The organism is Yoonia vestfoldensis SKA53 (assembly GCF_000152785.1).
GTDB lineage: Bacteria > Pseudomonadota > Alphaproteobacteria > Rhodobacterales > Rhodobacteraceae > Yoonia > Yoonia vestfoldensis_A.
On the sequence record NZ_CH672414.1, the window covers coordinates 980,592 to 1,003,690 of the forward strand.

Sequence of the window (23,099 nt, forward strand, 5' to 3'; positions counted from 1 at the left end):
CCTTGTGATTAAGGCGGGGCTACCCCCGCATGACCGCATTTGCCGTGGTAATCCCGCCCTGCTGACGCAGTAAGGCCACGGTTCTGTTGCGGTTTTACATCAATTTGCGGCGGCGTGTCACGCGGATATCCAGATCGGTGATCTTCTTGCGCAAAGTATTGCGGTTGATCCCCAAAAGGTCGGCGCATTTCGCCTGATTACCGCCGGTGGCATCGAGCGCGATTTCGATCAGCGGGCCTTCGACCTCTTTCAAAATACGGTTGTGCAGGCCGGGCGGCGGCAGCACCCCGCCATGCAGGTCGAAATATCGGCGCAGATGCTTGCCCACGCTGGCAGAGAGTTTTTCCCCCTCGCCACCAGAGCGCAAAGGCTCGATCGCGGGCTGGTTGCCCAGCACCATTTCCACCTCGGCGCGCGAAATCTCATCCTCGGCGGCGGTGAACACCAGCCGGCGCACGGCGTTTTCAAGCTGGCGCACATTGCCGGGCCAGCTATAGGCGCGGACCATGTCGATCGCGGCAGCCCCGAACCGGCGTGCGGGCGCGCCTTCGCGTTCGGCACGCGCCAGAAAATGATCGGCCAACAACGGAATGTCATCGACCCTTTCGCGCAAGGATGGCACGGCGACGGTGACACCGCCCAGCCGATAGAACAGGTCTTCGCGAAAAGAGCCGTCTTCCATCCGGATCATCAGGTCGTTTTGCGATGTGGCCATGATCCGCGGCGCGTTTTCGCCCAAAGTATCCAGCATCCGCACGATGCGCGCCTGATCGGCATCGGTCAGGTCGCTGACCTCGTCAAACAGGATCGTGCCACCGCGCGCGCGCGACAGGATCGTGGACGGCCCATCCATCCCGTCCAGATCGGCGGGGGCCACGACGATGAAAGGCAGGCTGCGACGGTCAGAAAAATCATGTACCGCGCGTGCGATCAGCGACTTGCCAGTCCCGCTTTCGCCGGTGATCAGCACCGGCAGCTGGGTGTTCATCACCCGCGCAACCAGCCGGTACAGCGCCTGCATCACCCCCGTGCGCCCCACCAGAGGCAGATCGCCGCCCTGTTCGGTCGCATTCAAGTCCGGGGCGCGCGAAATTCCGGCACGGCGTTTGGTTTCCAGCGCACGCGCTGCACGTTTCATCAGATCGGGCAGATCAAAAGGTTTGGGCAGATAATCATAGGCGTCAGCCTCGGCTGCCTGAATGGCGGTCATGATCGTGTTTTGTGCCGAAATCACGATCACCGGCAGACCGGGGCGCAGGGCGGCGATTTTGGGCAATTGTTCCAAGCCGTTGCCATCAGGCATGATGACATCGGAAATCACCAGATCGCCCTTGCCTTCTTCGACCCAGCGCATCAGCGTCACCAGCGATGACGTCGCATGGACCTTGCAGCCCGCCCGCGTCAGGGCCTGGGTCAAGACGGTGCGGATCGTGCGGTCGTCATCGGCAACCAGAATTGTCCCGTCCATCAATCTTCTCCTGTTTCAGTCTCTTTGGGCGCCAGCGGCAGCGAGATGCGAAAACAGGTGCGCCCCGGCACCGAATCCACCGTGATCCAGCCGCCACCGTCGCCGATCAGTTTCGACACCAGCGCCAGCCCCAAGCCGGTGCCGTTTTCCTTGCCCGATATAAAAGGTTCGAACACATCCGCCGCGATGGCAGGCGGCAGGCCGGGGCCATCGTCGATAATCTCGATCTGCAGGGGCAGCCGGGATTGGGTGCCGTCATTGCGCCGCACCCGCAGGGATGTGTCGTAAAACGTATGTAGCCGGATCGCGCCGCCGTCCCTGTTGGCCTCGGCTGCGTTTTTCAAAAGGTTCAGAAACACCTGCAACAGCTGATCCGCATCGGCCATGGTGCGCGGCAGGGATGGATCGTAATCCTCGATATACAGCATATGCGCGCCAAAACCCACGGATGCAGACTGGCGCGCGCGGTCCAGCACATCGTGGATGTTCACAGGCTTGAGCAGCGGCGGGCGCAGATTGCCGAATTGTTCCACCTGTTCGAGCAGTTTGACGATCCGGCGGCTTTCCTCGACGATCAGGTCGGTCAATTCGCGGTCTTCGGTTGTCAGCCCCATCGACAAAAGCTGTGCCGCGCCGGTGATCCCCGCCAGCGGGTTCTTGATCTCATGCGCCAGCATTTCGGCCATGCCGATCGCCGATTTCGCAGCCTTGGCAGAGGAATGGTTCTGCGTCACACGGCTGGCAATCTCGCGCGGGCTGATCATCACGATCATCAGGTCGTCAGAGCCTTGCAGCGGCGCGAATTGCAGGTTGCACATCATCGGCGGGTTTTCACCGCTGCCGACATCGACATCATTCACGAACAGCGACGTGCGATTGGCCCGCGCGCGGGCAAAAGGTGCCTCTAGCGGGGCGTCGATCATCACCTTTTCCCAGATCCGCTGGCCGATCAGCGACCGTGTGGACAGGTTCAGGAAACTTTCCGCCGCAGGATTGCTCAGGATGATGATGTCATCGCCGTCCAGCAGCAAGGCAGGCACCGGCAGCGACGACCAAAGGGCTGTGTCCTGAATCATGCCGCCACCCGCATCGCCAAGGCATCGGCCAGATCGCGCAGTACCGCATCGGGGGTGTCATGCGTCAGGATCGCCTTGCGCAGACCGGCGGGTGTGCCAGCTTCATCCATATACCAGCCCAGATGTTTGCGCGCGACACGCCGCCCCAGATCCAGCCCGTAGAACGACAGCATCGCGCTGTAATGCGCGCCAACCATGTCGATAAAGTCCGCCCCTTGCGGGATCACGGGCATCTTGGTGCCATGCAGCCGTGCTGCGACCTGTGCCAGCACCCAAGGCCGCCCCTGCGCGCCCCGCCCGATCATCACGCCGTCTGCGCCGGACAATGCCAGCGCCTGTTTCGCAGCCTCCGGCCCAGTGATATCACCATTGGCGATGACGGGGATGCTGACAGCCTGCTTGATTTCGCGGATGGCGCGCCAATCGGCGGCCCCTTTGTAAAACTGGCAACGCGTGCGCCCGTGGATCGTGACCAGCCTGATGCCCGCATCCTGCGCGCGCCGTGCCACATCAGCAGCGTTCAGGCAATCATGGTCCCAGCCCAGCCGCGTTTTCAGCGTCACAGGCAGCTTGACCGCGTTCACCACAGCCTCGATCAACCGCAGCGCGTGGTCAGGGTCGCGCAGCAGCGCAGACCCGGAATAGCCGTTGGTGACCTTTTTCGCCGGACAGCCCATGTTGATGTCGATCATCGCGGCGCCATTGGCCTCGATCATGCGGGCGGCCTCTGCCAGCCAATACGCCTCGCGTCCGGCGATCTGGACGGCGGTGCCTTGCTGGTCATAACCAAGCTCTGCCCTTTCGCGCACGCCGGGTTTGGCCTGCACCATTTCCTGACTGGCGACCATTTCACTGACAACCCAGCCCGCACCGAAAGACGCCACCAATTGCCGGAACGGCAGATCGGTGATCCCCGCCAGTGGCGCAAGAGCGACGGGCGGTTGCAGCCTGACATTGTCAAGAATGATGGCGGTTGTTTCAGTCAAAAGATACGACATCTGCCTAAAGGGTGAGCGTTGCTGCTGAAGTAAGCCGAATAGCACCACATCACAACGTCAGAAGCATACGATTATCCCTGAATAAAAGCATATGCCTAAAAATTAGTCAAAGCGCCTGTCAAAGAGACGAATTGCGCCGCAGCGCGCAGCGCCTTACACCAAGTCAAACAATCGCAGGATCGTCATGACCACCACCGCCATCATCGTCGCCGCAGGCCGCGGCACCCGCGCCGGCGGGGATATTCCCAAGCAATGGCAAGACCTTGGCGGGCGCAGTATCGCGGCACTGGCGATGCAGCCCTTTGCAGACCACCCGCGCGTGGCGCATTTGGTGCTGGTATTGCATCCCGATGATCTGGCGACCGATCTGTGGCGTGACACGCCCACGGCAAGTGTCGTGGCAGGCGGGGCCACGCGCAAGGCCAGCGTCATGGCGGGCCTCGCGGCCGTGCCGGACACAACGACCCGCGTGCTGATTCACGATGCCGCGCGCCCGCTGGTGTCAGCGCAGATCATTGACCGCGTGCTGACAGCGCTCGACAGCCACCAAGGGGCCGCCCCTGCCGTGGCGGTGACCGACACGCTGTGGCACGGGGCGGATGGGGTGGTGACAGGGGTGCAACCACGCGACGGGCTTTACCGCGCGCAGACGCCACAGGGGTTTCACCTTGCGCCCCTGCTGGCCGCGCATCTGGCGCAAGAGGATGACGCCACCGATGATGTGGGCGTCGCCCGCGCGGCGGGGCTGGACGTGGCCATCGTCGCGGGCGATGAGACCAATATCAAGATCACGACGCCGGGCGATTTTGCCCGCGCGGCACGGCTAATGGGGCAGGATATGGATATCAGATGTGGCAATGGCTATGACGTGCATCGCTTTGGGCCGGGCGATCATGTCTGGCTTTGCGGGGTCAAGGTGCCGCATGGGCGGTCCTTGCAGGGCCATTCGGACGCCGATGTGGGCATGCATGCCGTGACCGATGCGATCTATGGCGCGCTGGGCATGGGCGATATCGGCCAGCATTTCCCGCCATCCGACCCGCAATGGAAAGGGGCCGACAGCCAGATTTTCCTGCGCCATGCCGTAGGTCTCGCGCGCGACCACGGCTATCGGGTCAGCAATGTCGATTGCACGCTTGTCTGCGAATATCCCAAGATCGGCCCGCATCAAGGGGCGATGAAAGCTGCATTGGCCGCGATCATGGGGCTGGCGGCGGACCGGATCAGCGTCAAGGCCACGACATCCGAACGCCTCGGGTTCACAGGCCGCGAAGAAGGTATCGCATCGCTGGCAACCGTGACATTGGTGAAACCATGACCCGTTTGATCGCCACGTTCTTTTATGTGGGCCACCTGCGCCCGGCCCCCGGCACTTGGGGCTCGCTCGCCGCGCTACCCGTGGCTTGGGCCTTGGTGATGCTTGCAGGCCCTTGGGCGCTGGTCGCAGGAATCGTGCTGGCTTATGGGCTTGGCCATTGGGCGACGGGCGTACAAACCGCAGGCAAGGCCGATCACGACCCCTCCGAGATCGTGATCGACGAGGTTGCAGGCCAGTGGATCGCCCTGCTGCCCGTGGTCTTTGGTGCGGCGGCGCGCGATGCCGACTTGCTCGCGCTTTGGCCCGGCTGGGTCGCGGCGTTTGTGCTGTTCCGGCTGTTCGACATCACCAAATGGGGCCCCATCGGCTGGGCCGACCGGATGCATGGCCCCACCGGCGTCATGCTGGACGATGTGATCGCGGGTGCTTTTGCCGCAATCGGTGTCGTGGCGCTTGCCGCCTTGTTTCATCTGGTGCTGCTATGAGCGCTGCGGCGATCCTGCAAGCCGCGCGCGTGCGCGGTATCCTGATCGCCACCGCCGAAAGCTGCACAGGCGGGATGGTCAGTGCCGCGCTGACCGATGTGGCAGGCAGTTCTGCTGTGTTCGAGCGGGGATTCGTGACCTATACCAATGCCGCCAAGATGCAGATGCTGGGCGTGCGTGCCGCAACGCTGGAGGCGCATGGCGCCGTGTCCGAACAGGTGGCGGCAGAAATGGCGCAAGGGGCGCTGACACATTCGGCAGCAACGCTTGCGGTGTCAATCACCGGCATCGCAGGCCCCGGCGGGTCAGAGCATAAACCCGAAGGGCGCGTCTGTTTCGCAATCGCCGCGCCGGATCGCTGCACCACGCAGACAATAGAATTTGGTGCCTTGGGCCGCGCGCAGGTGCGCCAAGCCGCCCGCGATCACGCGCTGGGGGCGTTGTTGGCAGCACTCACGCCATAAAGCTCCTGCGCGCGGCGTTCAAAGGCACGCACGATCCGCTGCATCGCCTCGTTGAAAAACATACCCGCAGCCCCCTGCAACAGCCGGTTGCGGAACTCGAAATCGACAAAGAACGACACTTCGCAGCCGCCCTCTACATCGCGGAAATTCCACTGGCTTTCCATGTGCTTGAACGGGCCGTCCAGATAGGCGGTGTCGATCCGCTTGGTGGCCGGCCACAGCGTGACCTTGGAGCCGAATGTTTCGCGAAACACTTTGAACGAAATCACCAGATCGGCCAGCATCACCAGATGGTCGCCGTGATCCTTGGTGTCGCGGATGCGCGCGGCGGCCGTCCACGGCAGAAACTTTGGATAATGCGCAACATCGCCCACAAGAGCGTACATCTGGTCGGCGGAAAACGGCAAAACGCGCGTTTCGGAATGTTGTGGCATGGTCTGGCCCCTCTCGTGCGCGATGTCGGCCAAAACGCCGCCGGTTTCAAGGGCTTTGGACCATAAAGCCACCGTATGGATTGTCGCAGCCTGCATTTTACGGCACAAGGCGCAGGTCACAAACCGGAGACAAAGATGCCCGCCGACCATCCCCCCTATGTCATCGACCAGATGATCAGCGCCAAATCCATTGCCGCAAGGATCGAAAGCCTTGCCCGCGAGATCGGGACCGAATTTGCCGGCACCGACAAGCTGGTCGTGGTGGGATTGTTGCGGGGGTCTTTTGTGTTCATCGCCGATCTGGTGCGCGAACTGGACCTGCCGGTCGAGGTCGATTTTCTGGAAGCCTCGTCTTATGGCGACGGCATGGACAGCAGCCGCGAGGTCCGCATTCTCAAGGACCTGCGCGGACAGATCGAAGGGCGCGATGTGCTGGTGGTCGAGGATATCGTCGATACCGGCCATACGCTGGCGCATGTCACCAAGTTTCTTGTGTCGCGCAATCCCGCGCGGCTGCGCACGATCGCCTTGCTGGACAAACCGGCGCGCCGCGAGGTCGATTTCAAGGCCGATTGGATCGGCTTCGAAATTCCCGACGAATTCGTCGTGGGCTATGGCATCGATTACGGCCAGCGCAACCGCAACCTGCCCTATATCGGCAAGGTCCGGTTCACGCAGTAAGCCGCCCCACTCTGCACCGGCCCCGGACCTGATCTGGGGCCTGCCCCGGACTTGATCCGGGGCCTCGCGCTATTGAGTATTTTTGGAAATAAGAAGTTGCAGGCGTCAACCGCGCCCGAGCTTTTTATTGCGCGCATCACGCAGGCGGGCGAAATCGTCACCTGCGTGATAGGATGATCGCGTCAGCGGTGTGGCCGAGACCATCAGGAATCCCTTGCCATAAGCGGCTTTTTCATAGCCTGCAAATTCCTCGGGCGTGACGAAACGGTCAACGCGGTGGTGTTTTGGTGTGGGTTGCAGATACTGGCCGATGGTCAGAAAATCGATATCGGCGGCGCGCATGTCATCCATCACCTGCATGACGGATTGTTTATCCTCGCCCAAGCCGACCATGATGCCCGATTTGGTGAACATCGACGGGTCCAGTTCCTTGACCCGCTGCAGCAGGCGCAGGGAATGGAAATAGCGCGCGCCGGGTCGCACCTCGGGGTAGAGGCCGGGGATTGTTTCAAGGTTGTGGTTGAACACATCGGGGCGTGCGGCGACCACGGTTTCCAGCACGGATGGATCGCAGCGGATGAAATCGGGGGTCAGGATTTCAATCGTCGTGCCGGGCGATTGGCGGCGGATCGCGCGGATCGTCTGGGCGAAATGTTCGGCCCCGCCATCGGCGATATCATCACGGTCCACCGAGGTGATGACCACATGGTTCAGCCCCAGTTTCTTGACCGCATCGGCCACGCGGCCCGGTTCAAAGACATCCAGCGCCTCGGGCGGTTTGCCGGTGGCAATGTTGCAAAAGGTACAGGCGCGGGTGCAAACTTCGCCCATGATCATCATGGTGGCATGGCCTTGGGACCAGCATTCGCCGACATTCGGGCAACCTGCCTCTTCGCAAACGGTCACCAGTTTATGTTCACGCATAATGTCGCGGGTGGTTTTATAGCCTTCGGAGGTCGGGGCCTTGACCCTGATCCAATCGGGTTTCTTGGGTTGCGGCGCATCCGCGCGGCGCTGTTTTTCCGGATGACGCTGGGCCGGAATCTTCAGATCGCGTGGGGACATGTTTTCGCTCCGGTAAGATATGTCTTACAGCTAGCCCTGCGCGCGTGATTTGTCCAATGCCAACGATGGCCCGCATGGCGGACCTGTGCGCGGCGCATGGGATCAGCCGATCAACGGGCCATAGCGTCCCTGGGTCTGCGCATAATGCCGCGCCAGCCGGTCCAATGCGATGCGCAGCACGATCTTGCCCGACCGCGCCGACCAGCCCATGGTCTTTTCGGTCTGTTCCAGACCTTCGAGCAGGCAGCAGCAGCGCAGCACCACATCGCCCAGACCGGGGCCAAGATCGGCCAGCGCGGCGCGCACCCTGTCATAGGCCGCCTTGGCTGCAGGTGCTGCATCTGCGCGCAATGCCGGGACCTGCCCGATTGCGGCCTGATCCCAGCCTGTTGCATCGCCGGTGGCCAGCTGTGCAAGTTCAAAATCCTCGCGCAGCCGTTCGCCGGTGGTGACCAGATCGCGCGACAAGAACAGCGCGCCATCGCGGTCGCGCCGCCGGGCCAGCCCGATCAATGGGCTTTCGGTGACGTGATAGCGGATCGGGCCACGGTGATCGTGATCCAGAGTGACGATGTCCCAGCCCGTATCATCCGCCGCTGAGCTGGGTTTGTCGCCAAACCCACCGGCGCGGTTTTCGTCCTGCGCCGTGAACCGTCGCAGCGCCGCACGGCCGGTCGCGGTGATGAAATAGCGCGCAACCCGCGCATCGGGGTCAGTGCAGGCGATCCAGTCTTTCAACGCCATGGCTTGGGCGATTTCGCGGTCCACACTGGTGGTGCGCAGCTGGTCGCCGGCCTGACCCTGCCGCACCACCACAGCTGTCGGCATGTCGCGCGCCGCCGCCAGCACCGCCCCCGGTTCGCACAACCGGCGCAGAATGCGCCGCGCCTCTTGGTCGATGCGGGCTTGTGTCAGGGGTGCGGTCTGGTCGGGCGCCGTCTGGTCGGGCGCGGGCAGATAGGCATCGCGGGTCATTGGTCCGGTTCCTTTCGACGGGTGGCGGGGTACGGCGCTGGCTTGCGCCGACAGTGATTTCAACGCACCATCAATCAGCAGGTCATCACGGCGGATTTCCAGCTTGCGGACCTGGCGCAGCACCGTGGAAGGGTGACAATCCTGCGCCCGCGCAAGGGCGCGGATCGACATGCCGTCCTCTGTATGCACCAGATAATTGCGGACCGCCTCTGGCACCCAAGCGGGGTAAGTATCGGACCGTTCTGGCCCCGGCCGTACCGTCATTTTCCTGTTCCTTTCCTGTCCGCATCCGTTCAGGCCAAGCCCGCGACTCAACCTAAAGAGTATAAAGACCAATGTGCCAACGCAGCTTTGCGTCCGTCAATCATTGTTACGAAAGGATAAATAAATCTGAGGGCAGCGTTCTTAACTTTTGATGAATAGGCAACGCCCGTGCAGGTTGTGCCATGCTGTCCCCAGACGTTTTATTGAAAGGCCTGCCCATGCTTGATGTCATGACCCTGATCCGCAATCTGCGCCGCCCAACCCTGCTTGCGAGGGCTGCGCGTTTCGGCGCGGATGACTATCGCCGCGACGCGGTGCTGCCGCGTTTATTGAAAACCGAAAAGGTGCCACGGCCTGCGGCAGCGGTGATCGCATTGCTGGACCTCGAAGCCGCGACCGAGGCCAAAAGACGCGCAAAAGCGGGCGATTATTCGCCCGCCCGCCATGTCGAATTGCTGATCGCCATCACCGGCGAGGCGCGGATGCTGACAGCGACCGCACCCCGTGCGGTTCAGGCAAAAGCGTCAGGCATGGACGCCTTTTTTTCCGCCACATAGGCGCGCAGGCGCGCCTCGATCTCGGGATCAAGGGGGGGCTGCTGATAGGTGTCGATCAGTTTCTTGACCCGCGCACTGGCCAGGGCGACCGTGTCACGCGCGCCTTCTTCGTCCCAGGTCTCGAAGGGTTTGTAATCGAACAGGTCCGACCGCCAGAACGCCGCCTTGAAATTCGATTGCGTATGTTCGCAGCCCAGAAAATGCCCGCCGGGGCCAACCTCGGCCAAGGCATCCATGGCCTGCCCGTTTTCAGACATATCCACGCCGCGCGCGAAATGGTGCAAGGTGCCCAATTGGTCGGCGTCCATCACGAATTTTTCAAAACTGGCGACCAGCCCGCCTTCGAGCCAGCCGCAGGCATGCAGCATGAAATTCACACCCGACAGCAGCCCCATGTTCAGGCTATGCGCGGTTTCATAGGCGGCCTGCGCATCGGGCAGTTTCGATCCGCAGAACGACCCTGCCGATCGGTAAGGCAGCCCCATCCGCCGCGCCAATTGCCCCGCGCCATAAGTGATCTGGCTGGCCTCTGGCGTGCCAAAGGTCGGCGCGCCGGAGTTCATGTCGATGGAGGCGACGAACGTGCCAAACACCACCGGCGCACCGGGGCGCACCAATTGGGAATAAGCGACACCCGCCATCACCTCGGCCAGCACCTGCGTCAGCGTGCCAGCGACAGATACAGGCGCCATCGCGCCGCCGACGATGAAGGGGCTGATGATGCTGGCTTGATTATGGCGCGCGAAAACTTCCAGCGCGCCCATCATCACGGAATCAAAGGTCAGCGGCGAATTGATATTGATCAGCGATGTCATCACCGTGTTGTCACGCACAAAATCGGCACCAAACAGGATTTCGCACATCTCGATACTGTCTTGCGCGCGGCTGGGTTCGGTCACGGACCCCATGAAGGGTTTGTCGCTCAGCACCATATGCGCCAGCAGCATGTCCAGATGCCGCTTGTTCACCGGAATATCGGTCGGTTCGCACACGGTGCCGCCCGAATGATGCAGCCATTTCGACATATAGCCCAGTTTCACGAATTTTTCGAAATCGGCCATTGTCGCATAACGCCGCCCACCTTCGGCGTCGCGCACAAAGGGGGGGCCGTAAACCGGCGCCAGCACCAGGTTCTTGCCGCCGACCACGACATTGCGGTCAGGGTTGCGCGCGTGCTGGACATATTCGGAGGGCGCGGTGGCACACAGCTTGCGCGCCAGCCCGCGCGGGATGCGCACACGTTCGCCATCGATTTCGGCCCCTGCGGCCCGCCACAAGTCGAGCGCGGCAGGGTTATCGACGAAATTCACACCGATTTCGGCCAGCACGGTTTCGGCATTCGCCTCGATCACCTGCAGGGCCTCTTCGGTCAGGACCTCGTAATTGGGGATATTGCGTTCGATGTATTTTGCGGTCTCGACGCTGACCGCCGTGCGTTCGGCCCGCCGCGCGGCCCCGCCGCCACCGCGCGCGCGACGTGGTGAAATGACTGATGCATCCGACATGGCGATTCCTCTTTGGGCAAAGTTCGGGTCTTTCTAGCGCCACCGCTGCCCGCGCCCTGCCGTATTTACGCCCCTTCAGACGCGAAAACGACATCTGCGCTGCGCGTCTTGCTCTTGCACAGGGGCGCGACTGGCTTTACCGACTGCGGCATGGAAAACAGCACATATGAACGCTTGCTGATCATTGATTTCGGCAGCCAGGTGACACAATTGATCGCGCGACGTCTGCGCGAGCTGAATGTCTATTGCGAAATTCACCCGTTCAACAAGGTGACGGATGCATTTCTGACCGAATTCGCGCCCAAGGCGGTGATTTTTTCGGGCGGGCCCGCGTCGGTTTTTGCGGATGGCGCACCGATGCCGCCGCAATCGGTGTTCGATCTCGGCGTGCCGATTTTGGGCATCTGCTATGGCCAGCAGGTGATGATGCATGTGCTGGGCGGCAAGGTCGAGCGTGGCCACGGCACCGCCGAATTCGGCCGCGCCTTTGTGACGCCAGTGGAAAAGCTAGACCTGCTGGACGGCTGGTTCTTGACCGAGCGTGAACAGGTCTGGATGAGCCATGGCGACCATGTCTCTGCCATCGCCCCCGGTTTTGCCGTTTACGGCACATCGCCCAATGCACCATTCGCGATCACGGCCGATGTGAAGCGGCATTTCTATGCCGTGCAATTCCACCCCGAGGTGCATCACACCCCGAACGGCGCGCGGCTTTATGAAAATTTCGTGCGCATTGCGGGTTTTTCCGGCGATTGGACGATGAGCGCTTACCGCGAACAGGCCATCGCCGCGATCCGCGAACAGGTGGGCGACAAGCAGGTGATCTGCGGGTTGTCGGGGGGCGTTGATTCCTCTGTCGCCGCCGTGCTGATCCACGAGGCGATCGGCGACCAGCTGACCTGCGTTTTCGTCGATCACGGGCTTTTGCGGCAAGGCGAGGCCGAAGAGGTCGTCACCATGTTCCGCGACCATTACCAGATGCCGCTGATCCACGCCGATGAAAAGGAACTGTTCCTTGGCAAGCTGGATGGTGTCAGCGACCCCGAAACCAAGCGCAAGATCATCGGCGGGTTGTTCATCGACGTATTCCAGAAATACGCCAATGGCATCGAAGGGGCGGAATTTCTTGCTCAAGGCACGCTTTATCCCGATGTGATCGAATCGGTGTCGTTTTCAGGTGGCCCGTCTGTGACGATCAAAAGCCACCACAACGTCGGCGGCCTGCCTGAAAAGATGGGGTTGAAACTGGTCGAACCCCTGCGCGAATTGTTCAAGGACGAAGTGCGCGCGCTTGGCGCCGAACTTGGCCTGCCGCCCAGCTTCATCGGGCGCCACCCCTTCCCTGGCCCCGGCCTTGCCATCCGCTGCCCGGGCGAGATTACCCGCGAAAAGCTGGACATCCTGCGCAAGGCCGATGCGGTGTTCATCGACCAGATCCGCAAACACGGGCTGTATGATGATATCTGGCAGGCCTTCGTCGCGATCCTGCCGGTGCGCACGGTGGGCGTGATGGGCGACGGGCGCACCTATGATTTTGCCTGTGCGCTGCGCGCGGTCACATCGGTGGACGGGATGACGGCGGATTATTACCCTTTCACCCATGATTTTCTGGGCGAAACCGCCACACGGATCATCAACGAGGTGCAGGGCATCAACCGCGTGACCTATGACATCACATCCAAACCCCCCGGCACGATCGAGTGGGAGTAAACACAAAACGCCGCCCCTGATCCGGGCGGCGTTTTTGTTTCGTTGCAGCTTGCGAAGATGTGGCACCCGATGGGATTGAAACCAGTGCCTTCGGCCTTGCAGGGCGAGTACATCACCCCCTGAAAGCCGCGCGCATGCACCGCGATGCATCATTTCGGTTTATGGATGTCTTTACTTTCTTCGCTCATCCTTGGGCCGAACGTTTCAATCGCAGATCTGTTCTTTGTTGAACCGGCGCCCTAGGCGACTGGTATGTCCAAGTTTCCAAAAAGCACGATCAATGCCCTCAGACACCACAAGATATAGCTTTGGCATGGTACCACGCCGGGACGGGCGGGCAAACTGGCCATGAATGTCAGTGAACAAAGATTAGACCCGTAACTGTCCAGTGACCGCTGAAAGACGCAAGCGCGACGAACGCAGGCCGTTGATCGCGGGGCGAATCGCGCGTCACCTTGACTTTCGACTGGGCAGGATCATAGTCGTAGCCCCCCGCCATCACGCGTTGGGGAGATCGGATGGATCTCTCGAATCCTTGGCGGATCATCCGCGATGCCGCTGGCCTGCTTTCGGATATCGGGCTGCACGTGCTGCGACACTCAGATTGCGATGAACACCGCCGAGGCGGCTGCGCTCCTGTCTGCCCTTGTGGACGGTCATCGGATCATGAAGATGGGTCAGCATGATAACCAAAACGTTGTAAGATGGACTGTTAAGGACCTGCCGAGACCAAAGCCGGACGAAGTCGAAGACGATGCGCATTAGTGATGATCGCCCAGACGACGCTGTTCTGATATTTTTGCCCGTAGGTGCAAGGTTCAAGGGCCAGCCAAAACAGTTGCCCCAATATTTAAGGGAATTGATGCTTACCAAACTTTAGAACCTATGAAACTGCTCCTCATTTACATGAAAATTAGTAGAGGTGTTGTTTGCGTTTGGAGTGCAATTAGATCGCGTATTATCTGCACTCCAAACACACGCTCCCAAGGGCGTCTCGCGGTGGTTCTAAGAGCTAAATCATCTATACGTTGATTAGGACGGAAGCTGCCAGAATCTCAGAAATCGACTTTTTCGTAGATCTGAACTGTGCTTGCTGATCGTTTAAACGGCCAAAGAAAAAGTTCTCCATTTCAACAATAGCTTAGGCGGCTGTTTGTCAATATGGCGCTCATGCGTACAAACATTGGTATCGATTTCATCTTTCCCAGCAAACAAGGAACTGGGCCAATCTCGTAGGTAGCCGTGGCGAAGGCCCCGCGCGTAATAGAAGCCTCTGGAACGCCACGCGGCTTGCACATCTCATTTGCAGATTAGTTCAAGAGATAGGGTCTTATGGCTATGTATTTGCGAAGATTTTCTGTGGTCACAAGCTTGGCGGATGAGTTGAAAACAACCAAGCCGAGCCTGATCTCCGAGATTAAAGACAGTCAATAGCGGCCAAATGACGCATTTTACGCGTTCTGATTGATATTACACTACATCTTTTGCGGCGGACGAGCGGCGATTGATGAAAATTTATTGGCAGTGTTGACACAAATTTCTATCGATATAAAACTATCAAACTGAAACTTATACCGCTTGTCTACATCTTCACTAAGAGATCACCAACACTGTTTCCACTGAATGGAGCAAAACGCAGTGAACAACAAAATAGCGGGTCTGCGTAACATGCTTTGGCAGATGGAAGTCGAGTTTGGGCTTGAAAAGCTCTCTCAGCCTCAAAAAGACGTGTTCTATGCTGCCTGTCTAGCCGCAGATGATGACCAGTTGGTCCACAGCGACACTATAAAACGGCACCCAATACTCTCACTCATGTCACGACCAACTTTCTACCGGGCATTAAAGGAGCTCGTCGACAAAGACCTCATGAAAAGAGAGGGGCCGCGCAAAGATGGCCGCTACCTCGTAAACGCTAGATTGCCCCTGTGAAATACTCATTGATTAAGAACTTGCTGATTGAGCTTATGCTTGTGTCCCTTTTGTATATCGCAGCGTTCGCGCTGACATTTGGGTTGCTGATGCCAGCGCAGCGCATGGTGCTGCCGGAGTTTGCCAACTACGCGAGCATCCTTTTCCTTCCGCACGGCGTCCGCGTTCTGACGGCATGGCTATTCGGCTTGCGGGCGGTACTGCTTCTGGCGCCCGGCGGCCTGCTGACGCATGGGTTTCTGCATGGCACAGCCGGTTTTTCAATCGATTATTTCTTCGCCGCACTCTTTGGAATTATATGCGCGACATCTACGTTCTGGCTGTTTGCCACGATGCGGATGGATTTCCATCGGGAGCGGGCAAAGACGATATCTTGGCGCGAAATTTTGCTCGCCGGGAGCTTTGCGTCCGTTATCAATGTGGCTGGGACATCTTACTTCTACGGCTCCGACATTCAGTCATCGTCAGCGTATTTTATCGGTGACCTTGGAGGGCTGCTGGCTTGTATGGTAATATTGATGTTCGGATTTCGATGGATCCGGCGGGCAAGGCCATAACAAGATTTTCGATAAGTCCAGCCCAGCGTGCGCCTCTCGCACGATGATGGGCAGGGCCAGCTGACGCGCTGCAGTTACTCCGCCTCATGTCATCCTGTCGCCACGCTCATTTTTCCTCATGGGTTGAGGAAATCAGCAGCGTTAAGCAATCTCGACGTTTTCAACAACGCTCACATGCAACTGCGCGTTTGTTCATCGTCTTGATACTCAAGGACGAAAACCTCTAGGAGGCGTAAATCAGTTTTCCCTGTCGATCATCGAACTTTTGCGCAGGTCAGGGTTAGATGCGCCGGCCAAGTAACTCAGGAAAGCGGTGCGTCAACGCTGTCGAACCGGAAAGCTTCAAAGCTGATATCAACAGCTTGTGCAAGGATGTCGTCTCCCTGTGCGGCTTGTGCTCTTGTGACAGCCGAACGCCCTTTCCAGATTAAGTCTTATCGGGAATTTGACGGCAGCAAGACGAAAAAAAGCCCCGCGGGGGGCGTTTTTTTGGCGGGCGATTTTTTCTCAAGCCGCAGGCCAACGCGTGGCACTTAACTGACTTCGCGCTTGAGGCTTCTTGCGTCCACCGCAACGCGCGTTGCGCGGCCCATCAGATCAATCAGCAAATACACCCGCTCGGCTGCCGGCGTCGCCTCGACCTGGGCCACAAACTCGGCGAATGGGCCGTCGAGGATCCTGACCCAGTCGCCCTGATCAAATTGCGGCGCGGGCGTGATGTCGGGGGGCGCGAACCGGATCCGCAGTGCCGCGATCAGCCCTGCGGGGACGATCGCGGGCCCCTGCCCCAGCGTGACAAGCTTAGTGATGCCGCGCGTGCTGTTGACGGCCCTGACGCCGCCTGATGCAGCACTTGGCTGCACGAACACATACCCTGGGAAAGCCGGCACATCGCGGGTCACGAATTTGGCGCCGCGGCGTTCCGTGCGCAGCTCTGTCGGCGCGAAATGCGCCACCGACTGGCGCTCCAGATTGCGCAGTGCCATCAGCAGGCCATTCGGCCGCAATTGCGCAATGTGCCACGCGGCAGTGTCGTCTGGATGTGTCACGGATTTGCCTTCATTGCCCTGCAGGCGGTCTGCGCCGCACGTTAGTACTATTTTAGCACTTACACGCTCGGCAAGTTCCTTACCATGGCAGATTACCGCTGTGCGGCAAACGGGCGCGCGATGGCAAAAAAACAGGCGGCACGTGGGGCGTTCTGCCCCGCCCCTTCGCGACATCATGCAGTCCTGAGTACCAGCTTTGCGCAAATCGTCGTCAGTGCCTCCCGCTTATCAACCTAACGTTGTATTTGGCTTCGTTTCGGTAAATTGCGCTTCTGACCCGTGCCGACCCGTGGCGCTGGCTCGGATTCTGTGGCCAGCCACGCCGTGAGCGCGCGACCGCGGGCCGCTTTGGCCTCGCTGACGTAGCGCATCAGCAGCCGTTGCGTGCGGGCGGGGTTCGGCACGCGCTGCTTTTTTTGCTGCCGGATGCAGCCCTCAAGCACGGCGATACGGCGCAGCGCGTCGCGTCTGCGGCTTTTCTCCGACGACCCGATATCGTTGAGCCAGAAGGTTGCGGCTTCCTCTATCGCGTCCGCGCCCCCGAAGCCTTGGGGGTTGGTGCCGCTGGCCTGCGCCTCAAACGCGGCCAACGCGTTCTGCGCCGCCACAAGGCGGGCCTCGGCCTGCGCAAGGGCGATGGCCTTCTGCGTGGCCTCATCGGGCGCCACGAGATCGCCCAGAGAGATTTGTGGCTGATCGAGTATCACCGACAAATATCTGGCAGCTAGGGCTTGGTCCGGCTTGCCCGTCGCGCCGTGACGGCGCGCATTCATGGCACTCACCGCCCTGCCCTCCGCAGTCTTGGGGCCGGTGCTTGAGGCGGCATTAGCGCGATTGCGCGCGGTGACACCCTTGCGCGTCACGGGCTTATGACCTCCGCGTCGGGAATATCGTGATCCGCGCGCAGGTGCTCCAGCGGTCGCGCGGATTGCAGCGCGTCGTAGTCTCGCCGCACCTCGCGCCTGCGGCGCTCGAGTTCAGGAATTTTTGCGTCGTGCTTGGCCAAAGTTCCGCTCGTGCTGGCGTAGGCGGCACTCATCAGGGTAACGGTGAAAATGCCCATGGCCGCAAGATCGGCTTCCAGCTCAGTCAATGCGACAGGGTCGTTCGTCATACAGCGATCGTCGAGGGTTCTCTTGAATGCGTCTGCAACGTCCTTGTTCGGGAGGTGGGGTTCCTGCCAATCGTTCTTGTAGCCGCCGGCATCAATGAATGCACGCCAATCGGCGTCCAGCGCCGCATCGTGGATGACCTTGTAGTGCGCCTCGACAGCACGCTTGATCCGGAAGCGGAGGTCTTCGCGCATCTCTGCATTGTACATCCTGCGCCTCTGGACCAATTCCCACTCGATCGCGATGAGGTTCTCTGCGACAACGCATTCGTAGGGAGTGACGGGGATCAGGGACGCGATCAAGCCCTCCCTAAAAGGGTCAAAGCTGCCCGCCACTTCGCCAAGAACGGCGGGGCGTGTTGACAGCAGCTCGGCAAAGCTCTGGATGCCAAAGCGGGCGGGGTCGGGAAGTTTTGGTTGTTTTGGCATGGTACAGCGCCGCTCTCATTCATTTGCGCCCGCATCCGCCGCGCATCGCGTGGTTATGGTGAGCAGTGGAAGACCTCTCCTTCCCGCCATAATATTTAAGATGAGTGCAATCTCCAAACGAAAGAAAACCCCAAAAGGGGGTTTTGCGCGGGGCCGTAGATGGAGCAGTGAGCACGGCGATAACATTTTGCTATCTGCGCGGTGTGTCCACGCGGATCCCCGGCCTGTCGTCGGGAGTGCCGATGAATTCGATACCGTGGGCTTCGAAGTAGGCCTTGAGTTGCACGAGATACCCCTTGCGCGACTTGGGCACGCCAGAAGTTGCTTCGTATCGTTTGATGGTTGCTAGGCCAATTTCTGTGCTTGCTGCGATAACTTGGGTCGTTAATCCCAACGCCGCACGCGCGGCCCTGATTTGCTCCGATGTCAAAATTCCCACTTGCTCTTTTGACACTTTTGGCATCATATTATCCCAATGAAAAAGTTAGCAGAATCAGACTGGCGTACGGAATTCAGTCGCCTCGAGGGCGCATTCTCACCGCACACACTCAGGGCATACTACACCGACATTGCCGCCTTCGTCGACTGGTGTGAAAAACTTGAGTTAGAATGGTTGCCAACAACGTCGGAGATACTGTGCCGTCACCTCAATTGGATGGCGCATAGGGGGCTTAAGTTCACGACCATCCGCCGTCGGCTATACGCCGTCCGTCGCCTCAATATGATTATGGATGCACCGGAGTTGACGCGCGATTTGGGCGTCGACTTGACCGTGCGGCGCATCAGGCGCGCGCAGCCCAACAGACCCGGACAGGCACGCGGCCTGACGGGCGATGTGCTCAAAAGGATGATTTATGCGCAGCCTGACAATCCGTGGGGCCTCAGAAACAAGGCCATATTGTCATTGGGCTACGACTTGCTTGCGCGCCGATCCGAGATCACGGCGCTGCGGACCGACGACGTGACATGGCGCCCCGACGGGACGCTCGAAGTCATCGTGCGCAGGTCAAAGGCCGACCCGTTCGGGATGGGCCGGTTAGCGTTCACGTCGCAACGCTCGGCCGAACTGGTTGGGGAGTGGCTGGCCTGGCGCGGGCCGGAGATCGGGCCGCTGTTTTGCGGGATCTACCAAGGCGTCGCGATCGATCGCGCACTCTCAGGTGCCAGCGTGAAACTCGTTGTCAAAAACGCGGCAAGAGCCGTGGGGTATGACGAGAGTATCGTGGGCGAGTTCAGCGCCCACTCCCTGCGCGTGGGTGCGGCGCAGGATTTGCTCAAAAAGGGACATGACACTGCGGCGATCATGCGGGCGGGCGGGTGGTCAAGCGTGACCGTGTTGGGGCGGTACTTGGCTAAAGCGGAGCATAATGTGTGGGCTTAGCCGCATTATCAGATGGTGCTAGGCGCTGTGTGGTGCTGGCTTAGATCATTGTTCAGACTGGCCGTCGATCGGACCTGACGGCCATTTATTTGTAAGCGTCCGGTGTCGGCGCGGTCTCAGGCGTTTTCGGCCCGCCAGTTCCACGGCATGAGTTCATCGATGCGATTGATCTTGTGATCGGGCAGGCGCTGGAGGACCCATGTGAGCCACGCTTCGGGGTCGACGTTGTTCATCTTGGCGGTTTCGATAAGTGTATAGGCGATGGCGGCTGCCTTTCCGCCGCCGATTGACCCCATGAACAGATAATTCTTCCTGCCAAGGGCAATAGGTCTGATCGACCGCTCACAGGTATTGTTGTCCAGCTCGAGCTGCCCGTCGCTGAGATAGCCGCGCGCTTTGGGCATGCGGTTCAGCGCATATCGGATTGCTTCAGCCAGTTTGGTTTTGCCGGAGATTTTGCGCAGCTGTGCCTGCAACCAAATCTCTAACACATCAAAGACCGGCTTGGCCTTGGCCTGCCGCAGGGTGACGCGCTCTTGCGGGGATTTGCCCCGCGCCTCCTTCTCCACAGCATAGAGCTGTGCAATCTGCTTGATCGCCTGTTGGGCAATGGGAGAACCGGTGCGTTCAACCTCATCGACAAATTTGCGGCGCACATGGACTATGCAGGCCTGTTCGTCAGCCTTGCCCACGCCGAACAGGCCATTGAACCCGGCGAAGCCATCGGCATGGACCGTGCCAGTATAGCCCGCAAGATGGTTGGCGGGATGCTCGCCCTTCCGATCGACGCTGAACAGATACCAGGCGCAGGGGGGTGATGCCCCGCACCACGGACGTTCGTCCCGGACATAACTCCAGAGCCGGGCGGTTTTGGTCTTTGTTGTGTTGGCGCACACCTGCAGCTTTACAGGGGTGTCGTCTGCAAAAAGGGCCGGGCCCGCCCGAACCAGTTTACCGATATGCTCGGCCAGAGGCTCCAGCAGCGCCGTTGTGCGCCCGACCCAGTCGCTGAGCGAGGAGCGGTGCAAATCAACCCCTTCGCGGGCGTAGATCTTAGATTGCCGCTCAAGCGGCAGGTGATCGCAATATTTGCCAACCAGCATGTGCGCCACGAAGCCGGGCCCGGGTCGCCCACGCTCGATCAGGCGCGAGGGCAACGGGGCTTGGGCGAAGGCTTCACAGCAGGTGCAGGCCATACGGGGGCGGATGAACCGGCGCACGATGAAGTGACCTGGGATGTAATCCAGCTCTTGGGTGATATCTTCGCCCACCTGGCGCAGGGTGCTGCCGCAGCCAGTGCATGCCTCGCCGGGTGAGAGGACCTCATCGTGCCGATCCAGGTGATCTGGCAGGGGCTTGCGGCTATGCTGGCGTTTGTTGAGTGGGTCCTCTTCGTCGCCAGGCGACGGCTCGGTGCGTTGATCCTCTGCAGCCTGCGCGATCTCGTCGTCTTCCGGAAGATCGAGGGCCAGTTGATCAATGCCCTCTGACTTAGAACCGAAGCGCGCCTTGCGATGGCCGTGTAGCTCGGCCTTCAGCTTCTCGATTTGGTAGGCTTGAGACTGGATATGCTGGAGCATTTGTGCGCTCACAGCGCGCAGCTCGTCAGGGTCTTCGGGCAGGGATTTGAAGGCGTCCAGCATGGCGCAATCAATACCAGATCGCCCCACATGAGGGAACGCAAAATAGCGCCAAGACCCATGTTTTGTTGGGCTTTACCTCTATCCCGCGACCAGCGGTCGCCACGTCTTTTGCGGCGTCCGCCAGTCGAGCCCTTCCAGTAACATCGACAACTGCGACGAGCTCAAACTGACCTTACCTTCCTTCGCCGCGGGCCAAACAAACCGGCCCTGTTCCAGCCGCTTTGTAAACAGGCAGGCCCCTTGCGTATCCCACCAGATGATCTTCAAAAGATCACCCCGGCGACCACGAAATACAAACATGTGGCCCGAATAAAGATCCTCGGCCAAAACCTGTTCCGCCGGTGCCGCCAGCGTATTGAAACCCCGCCGCATGTCCGTGACGCCGGCCGCCAGCCAAACCCGCGTGTTGCTTGGCACCGGGATCATTGCGCCACTGCCTCGACCATCGCCACGATCGCTGACAGCGCGGTGGCACCCGCCACCAATAAACGAACACCGGGGGCAGCACCAAACCGTGACAGGTCCAGATCGCTTGAATCCGCTCAATATATTGTCTGACGTCAGCACCTGTGGGTCTGATTTGAGGATTTGAACAACGGAGGATTTCTGGTTCATCTTATCGATTAGGAGATCGAGATGATGAAGAAACCTGAAACTTCGAAGGACGCGGCTGACAAGCTGGTCAAGAACATCCGCCGCAAGACTCGCCAGACGTATTCAGCGGAGGAAAAGATCCGCATTGTCCTGGCCGGTTTGCGTGGCGAGGAAAGCATTTCTGTGCTGTGCCGGCGCGAGGGTATTGCCGAAAGCCTGTATTACAGCTGGTCGAAGGAATTTCTCGAGGCTGGCAAGCGGCGGTTGTCAGGTGATACCGCTCGTCAAGCGACGTCGCTGGAGGTGAAGGATTTGCGTTCTGAAGCCTTGGCGTTGAAGGAATGCGTGGCCGATCTCACCCTTGAAAACCGCTTGCTCAAAAAAAGTATGACAGGGGCTGGGGAGGCCCAGGAATGAGGTATCACGCATCAGAGAAGCTGGAAATCATCCGCACTGTCGAAGGGTCGCATCTGCCGACCAAGAAGACGCTTGATATGTTGGGGATCCCGCGCACCACATTTTACCGATGGTATGACCGCTACCTCGAGGGTGGGTTTGATGCCCTGGCGGATCATTCGCCACGGCCAAGATCGATTTGGAACCGCATTCCGCAAGACCGGCGCGATGATCTGATCGAGTTTGCGCTGGAACATGAGGCGCTGACCACGCGGGAGCTTGCGGTCAAATACACCGATGAGAAGCGGTATTTTATATCTGAATCATCGGCTTACCGTATATTGAAAGCGGCTGATCTGATCACGGCGCCCGATTATGTGGTGATCAAGGCAGCTGAAGAGTTTACTGACAAAACCACGGCTATCAACGAGATGTGGCAGACCGACTTCACCTACTTCAAGATTATCGGCTGGGGCTGGTATTACCTCAGCACAATTCTGGACGATTACAGTCGCTATCTCATCGCCTGGAAACTCTGCACAAACATGCGTGCCGAGGACGTGACAGACACGATCGAACTGGCCCTGACGGCATCCGGTTGCGATCAAGCAGTCTTGCGTCACAAGCCGCGTCTGCTCAGTGATAATGGCTCGTGCGACATCTCCGGCGACTTGGCGGAATGGCTGGAGGGACAAAAAATGAAGCACATCCGCAGCGCGCCCTTCCACCCGCAAACCCAAGGCAAGATCGAGCGCTGGCATCAGACAATGAAAAACCGCATCCTCTTGGAAAACTACTATCTTCCGGGCGATCTTGAGCGTCAGATCGGTGCCTTCGTCGAGTATTACAACAACCAGCGTTACCACGAGAGCCTAAACAACGTCACACCGGCCGATGTCTACTTTGGCCGCGACAAAGCCATCCTGCATGAAAGGGAAAAGATCAAAAAGCAGACGATCCACCAACGCCGCTTGCAACATCGAAAACAAGCAGCATAATCAATCACACAA

General features: G+C 59.6%; 23 protein-coding genes. 10 read left to right on the forward strand and 13 right to left on the reverse strand.

Annotated features, from left to right (window positions below; all coding sequences use genetic code 11):
• Positions 1-94: 94 nt before the first annotated feature.
• From SKA53_RS04755 to dusB, 3 genes are read right to left on the reverse strand one after another with little or no spacing between them, the layout of a single operon-like run.
• Positions 95-1,468 carry a sigma-54-dependent Fis family transcriptional regulator gene (locus SKA53_RS04755; RefSeq protein WP_040482796.1) on the reverse strand — a complete coding sequence of 458 codons (1,374 nt, stop codon included), beginning with the start codon at positions 1,466-1,468 and terminating at the stop codon, positions 95-97.
• Complete coding sequence (locus SKA53_RS04760; protein ID WP_007204930.1) at positions 1,468-2,544, reverse strand: two-component system sensor histidine kinase NtrB; 1,077 nt, start codon at positions 2,542-2,544, stop codon at positions 1,468-1,470. The genes SKA53_RS04755 and SKA53_RS04760 overlap by 1 nt, the downstream gene beginning before the upstream one ends.
• Positions 2,541-3,542 (reverse strand): tRNA dihydrouridine synthase DusB, encoded by a 1,002-nt coding sequence (gene dusB / locus SKA53_RS04765; protein WP_007204931.1) that lies wholly within the window; start codon positions 3,540-3,542, stop codon positions 2,541-2,543. The genes SKA53_RS04760 and dusB overlap by 4 nt, the downstream gene beginning before the upstream one ends.
• Positions 3,543-3,726: 184 nt before the next feature.
• On the opposite strand from dusB, the gene SKA53_RS04770 reads away from it, so the two are divergent.
• From SKA53_RS04770 to SKA53_RS04780, 3 genes are read left to right on the forward strand one after another with little or no spacing between them, the layout of a single operon-like run.
• Positions 3,727-4,860 (forward strand): bifunctional 2-C-methyl-D-erythritol 4-phosphate cytidylyltransferase/2-C-methyl-D-erythritol 2,4-cyclodiphosphate synthase, encoded by a 1,134-nt coding sequence (locus SKA53_RS04770; RefSeq protein WP_007204932.1) that lies wholly within the window; start codon positions 3,727-3,729, stop codon positions 4,858-4,860.
• Positions 4,857-5,345, forward strand: a complete 489-nt coding sequence (locus SKA53_RS04775) for a phosphatidylglycerophosphatase A family protein (RefSeq protein ID WP_007204933.1) — start codon at positions 4,857-4,859, stop codon at positions 5,343-5,345. The genes SKA53_RS04770 and SKA53_RS04775 overlap by 4 nt, the downstream gene beginning before the upstream one ends.
• Positions 5,342-5,809 carry a CinA family protein gene (locus tag SKA53_RS04780; protein WP_007204934.1) on the forward strand — a complete coding sequence of 156 codons (468 nt, stop codon included), beginning with the start codon at positions 5,342-5,344 and terminating at the stop codon, positions 5,807-5,809. The genes SKA53_RS04775 and SKA53_RS04780 overlap by 4 nt, the downstream gene beginning before the upstream one ends.
• Here the strand turns inward: SKA53_RS04780 and SKA53_RS04785 are convergent.
• Complete coding sequence (locus SKA53_RS04785) at positions 5,770-6,243, reverse strand: type II toxin-antitoxin system RatA family toxin (protein ID WP_040483134.1); 474 nt, start codon at positions 6,241-6,243, stop codon at positions 5,770-5,772. The two genes, SKA53_RS04780 and SKA53_RS04785, sit on opposite strands and share 40 nt — an antisense overlap.
• Positions 6,244-6,378: 135 nt before the next feature.
• Between SKA53_RS04785 and hpt the strand changes: the two genes are divergently transcribed.
• Entirely contained in the window at positions 6,379-6,924 is a 546-nt protein-coding gene (hpt, locus tag SKA53_RS04790; RefSeq protein WP_007204937.1) for a hypoxanthine phosphoribosyltransferase, read from the forward strand.
• A 105-nt stretch (positions 6,925-7,029) separates the two neighbouring features.
• Here the strand turns inward: hpt and lipA are convergent, their stop codons facing one another.
• Positions 7,030-7,989, reverse strand: coding sequence for a lipoyl synthase (gene lipA, locus SKA53_RS04795; protein WP_007204938.1), 960 nt, complete (start codon positions 7,987-7,989; stop codon positions 7,030-7,032).
• Positions 7,990-8,091: 102 nt separating this feature from the next.
• Positions 8,092-9,228, reverse strand: coding sequence for a DUF6456 domain-containing protein (locus SKA53_RS04800; RefSeq protein WP_007204939.1), 1,137 nt, complete (start codon positions 9,226-9,228; stop codon positions 8,092-8,094).
• A 218-nt stretch (positions 9,229-9,446) separates the two neighbouring features.
• On the opposite strand from SKA53_RS04800, the gene SKA53_RS04805 reads away from it, so the two are divergent.
• Positions 9,447-9,785 (forward strand): DUF6477 family protein, encoded by a 339-nt coding sequence (locus SKA53_RS04805; protein ID WP_007204940.1) that lies wholly within the window; start codon positions 9,447-9,449, stop codon positions 9,783-9,785.
• On the opposite strand, the gene SKA53_RS04810 is transcribed toward SKA53_RS04805, so the two are convergent.
• Positions 9,740-11,290, reverse strand: a complete 1,551-nt coding sequence (locus SKA53_RS04810; protein ID WP_007204941.1) for a trimethylamine methyltransferase family protein — start codon at positions 11,288-11,290, stop codon at positions 9,740-9,742. The genes SKA53_RS04805 and SKA53_RS04810 overlap by 46 nt on opposite strands.
• 150 nt (positions 11,291-11,440) lie before the next feature.
• Between SKA53_RS04810 and guaA the strand changes: the two genes are divergently transcribed.
• The 3 genes from guaA to SKA53_RS04830 all read left to right on the forward strand — a co-directional run bounded on the left by guaA (position 11,441) and on the right by SKA53_RS04830 (position 15,486).
• Positions 11,441-13,000 (forward strand): glutamine-hydrolyzing GMP synthase, encoded by a 1,560-nt coding sequence (gene guaA, locus SKA53_RS04815; RefSeq protein ID WP_007204942.1) that lies wholly within the window; start codon positions 11,441-11,443, stop codon positions 12,998-13,000.
• Positions 13,001-14,623: 1,623 nt separating this feature from the next.
• Positions 14,624-14,929 (forward strand): hypothetical protein, encoded by a 306-nt coding sequence (locus SKA53_RS15650; protein ID WP_007204944.1) that lies wholly within the window; start codon positions 14,624-14,626, stop codon positions 14,927-14,929.
• Positions 14,930-14,949: 20 nt separating this feature from the next.
• On the forward strand, positions 14,950-15,486 hold the full coding sequence (locus SKA53_RS04830; protein WP_131494578.1) for a hypothetical protein: 537 nt from the start codon (positions 14,950-14,952) through the stop codon (positions 15,484-15,486).
• Positions 15,487-16,019: 533 nt separating this feature from the next.
• On the opposite strand, the gene nusG is transcribed toward SKA53_RS04830, so the two are convergent.
• From nusG to SKA53_RS04850, 4 genes are all read right to left on the reverse strand, one after another.
• Positions 16,020-16,535, reverse strand: a complete 516-nt coding sequence (nusG, locus tag SKA53_RS04835; RefSeq protein WP_007204946.1) for a transcription termination/antitermination protein NusG — start codon at positions 16,533-16,535, stop codon at positions 16,020-16,022.
• A 233-nt stretch (positions 16,536-16,768) separates the two neighbouring features.
• A complete protein-coding gene (locus SKA53_RS04840) occupies positions 16,769-17,308 on the reverse strand; it encodes a hypothetical protein (protein ID WP_040482797.1) in 540 nt (179 codons plus the stop codon).
• 86 nt (positions 17,309-17,394) lie between these two features.
• Entirely contained in the window at positions 17,395-18,075 is a 681-nt protein-coding gene (locus tag SKA53_RS04845; RefSeq protein WP_007204948.1) for a hypothetical protein, read from the reverse strand.
• A 190-nt stretch (positions 18,076-18,265) separates the two neighbouring features.
• The gene (locus tag SKA53_RS04850) at positions 18,266-18,538 is read right to left on the reverse strand and encodes a transcriptional regulator (RefSeq protein ID WP_131494580.1); all 273 of its coding nucleotides are present in this window, start codon (positions 18,536-18,538) and stop codon (positions 18,266-18,268) included.
• A gap of 12 nt (positions 18,539-18,550) precedes the next feature.
• Between SKA53_RS04850 and SKA53_RS04855 the strand changes: the two genes are divergently transcribed.
• On the forward strand, positions 18,551-19,456 hold the full coding sequence (locus tag SKA53_RS04855) for a tyrosine-type recombinase/integrase (RefSeq protein ID WP_007204950.1): 906 nt from the start codon (positions 18,551-18,553) through the stop codon (positions 19,454-19,456).
• 116 nt (positions 19,457-19,572) lie between these two features.
• Here SKA53_RS04855 and tnpC read toward each other — a convergent pair whose 3' ends face one another.
• Together tnpC and tnpB are read right to left on the reverse strand one after the other, a co-directional pair.
• Positions 19,573-21,099, reverse strand: a complete 1,527-nt coding sequence (tnpC, locus tag SKA53_RS04860; RefSeq protein WP_007204951.1) for an IS66 family transposase — start codon at positions 21,097-21,099, stop codon at positions 19,573-19,575.
• Between the two features lie 78 nt (positions 21,100-21,177).
• Positions 21,178-21,525 (reverse strand): IS66 family insertion sequence element accessory protein TnpB, encoded by a 348-nt coding sequence (tnpB, locus tag SKA53_RS04865; protein ID WP_007204952.1) that lies wholly within the window; start codon positions 21,523-21,525, stop codon positions 21,178-21,180.
• Between the two features lie 210 nt (positions 21,526-21,735).
• Here tnpB and SKA53_RS04875 point away from each other — a divergent pair.
• Positions 21,736-23,087, forward strand: a protein-coding gene (locus SKA53_RS04875; protein ID WP_110549007.1) for an IS3 family transposase whose coding sequence is annotated in 2 segments (ribosomal slippage) — positions 21,736-22,072 and positions 22,072-23,087 — 1,353 coding nt in all. Because the reading frame shifts where the segments join, the coding sequence is not laid out codon by codon here.
• Positions 23,088-23,099: the final 12 nt, after the last annotated feature.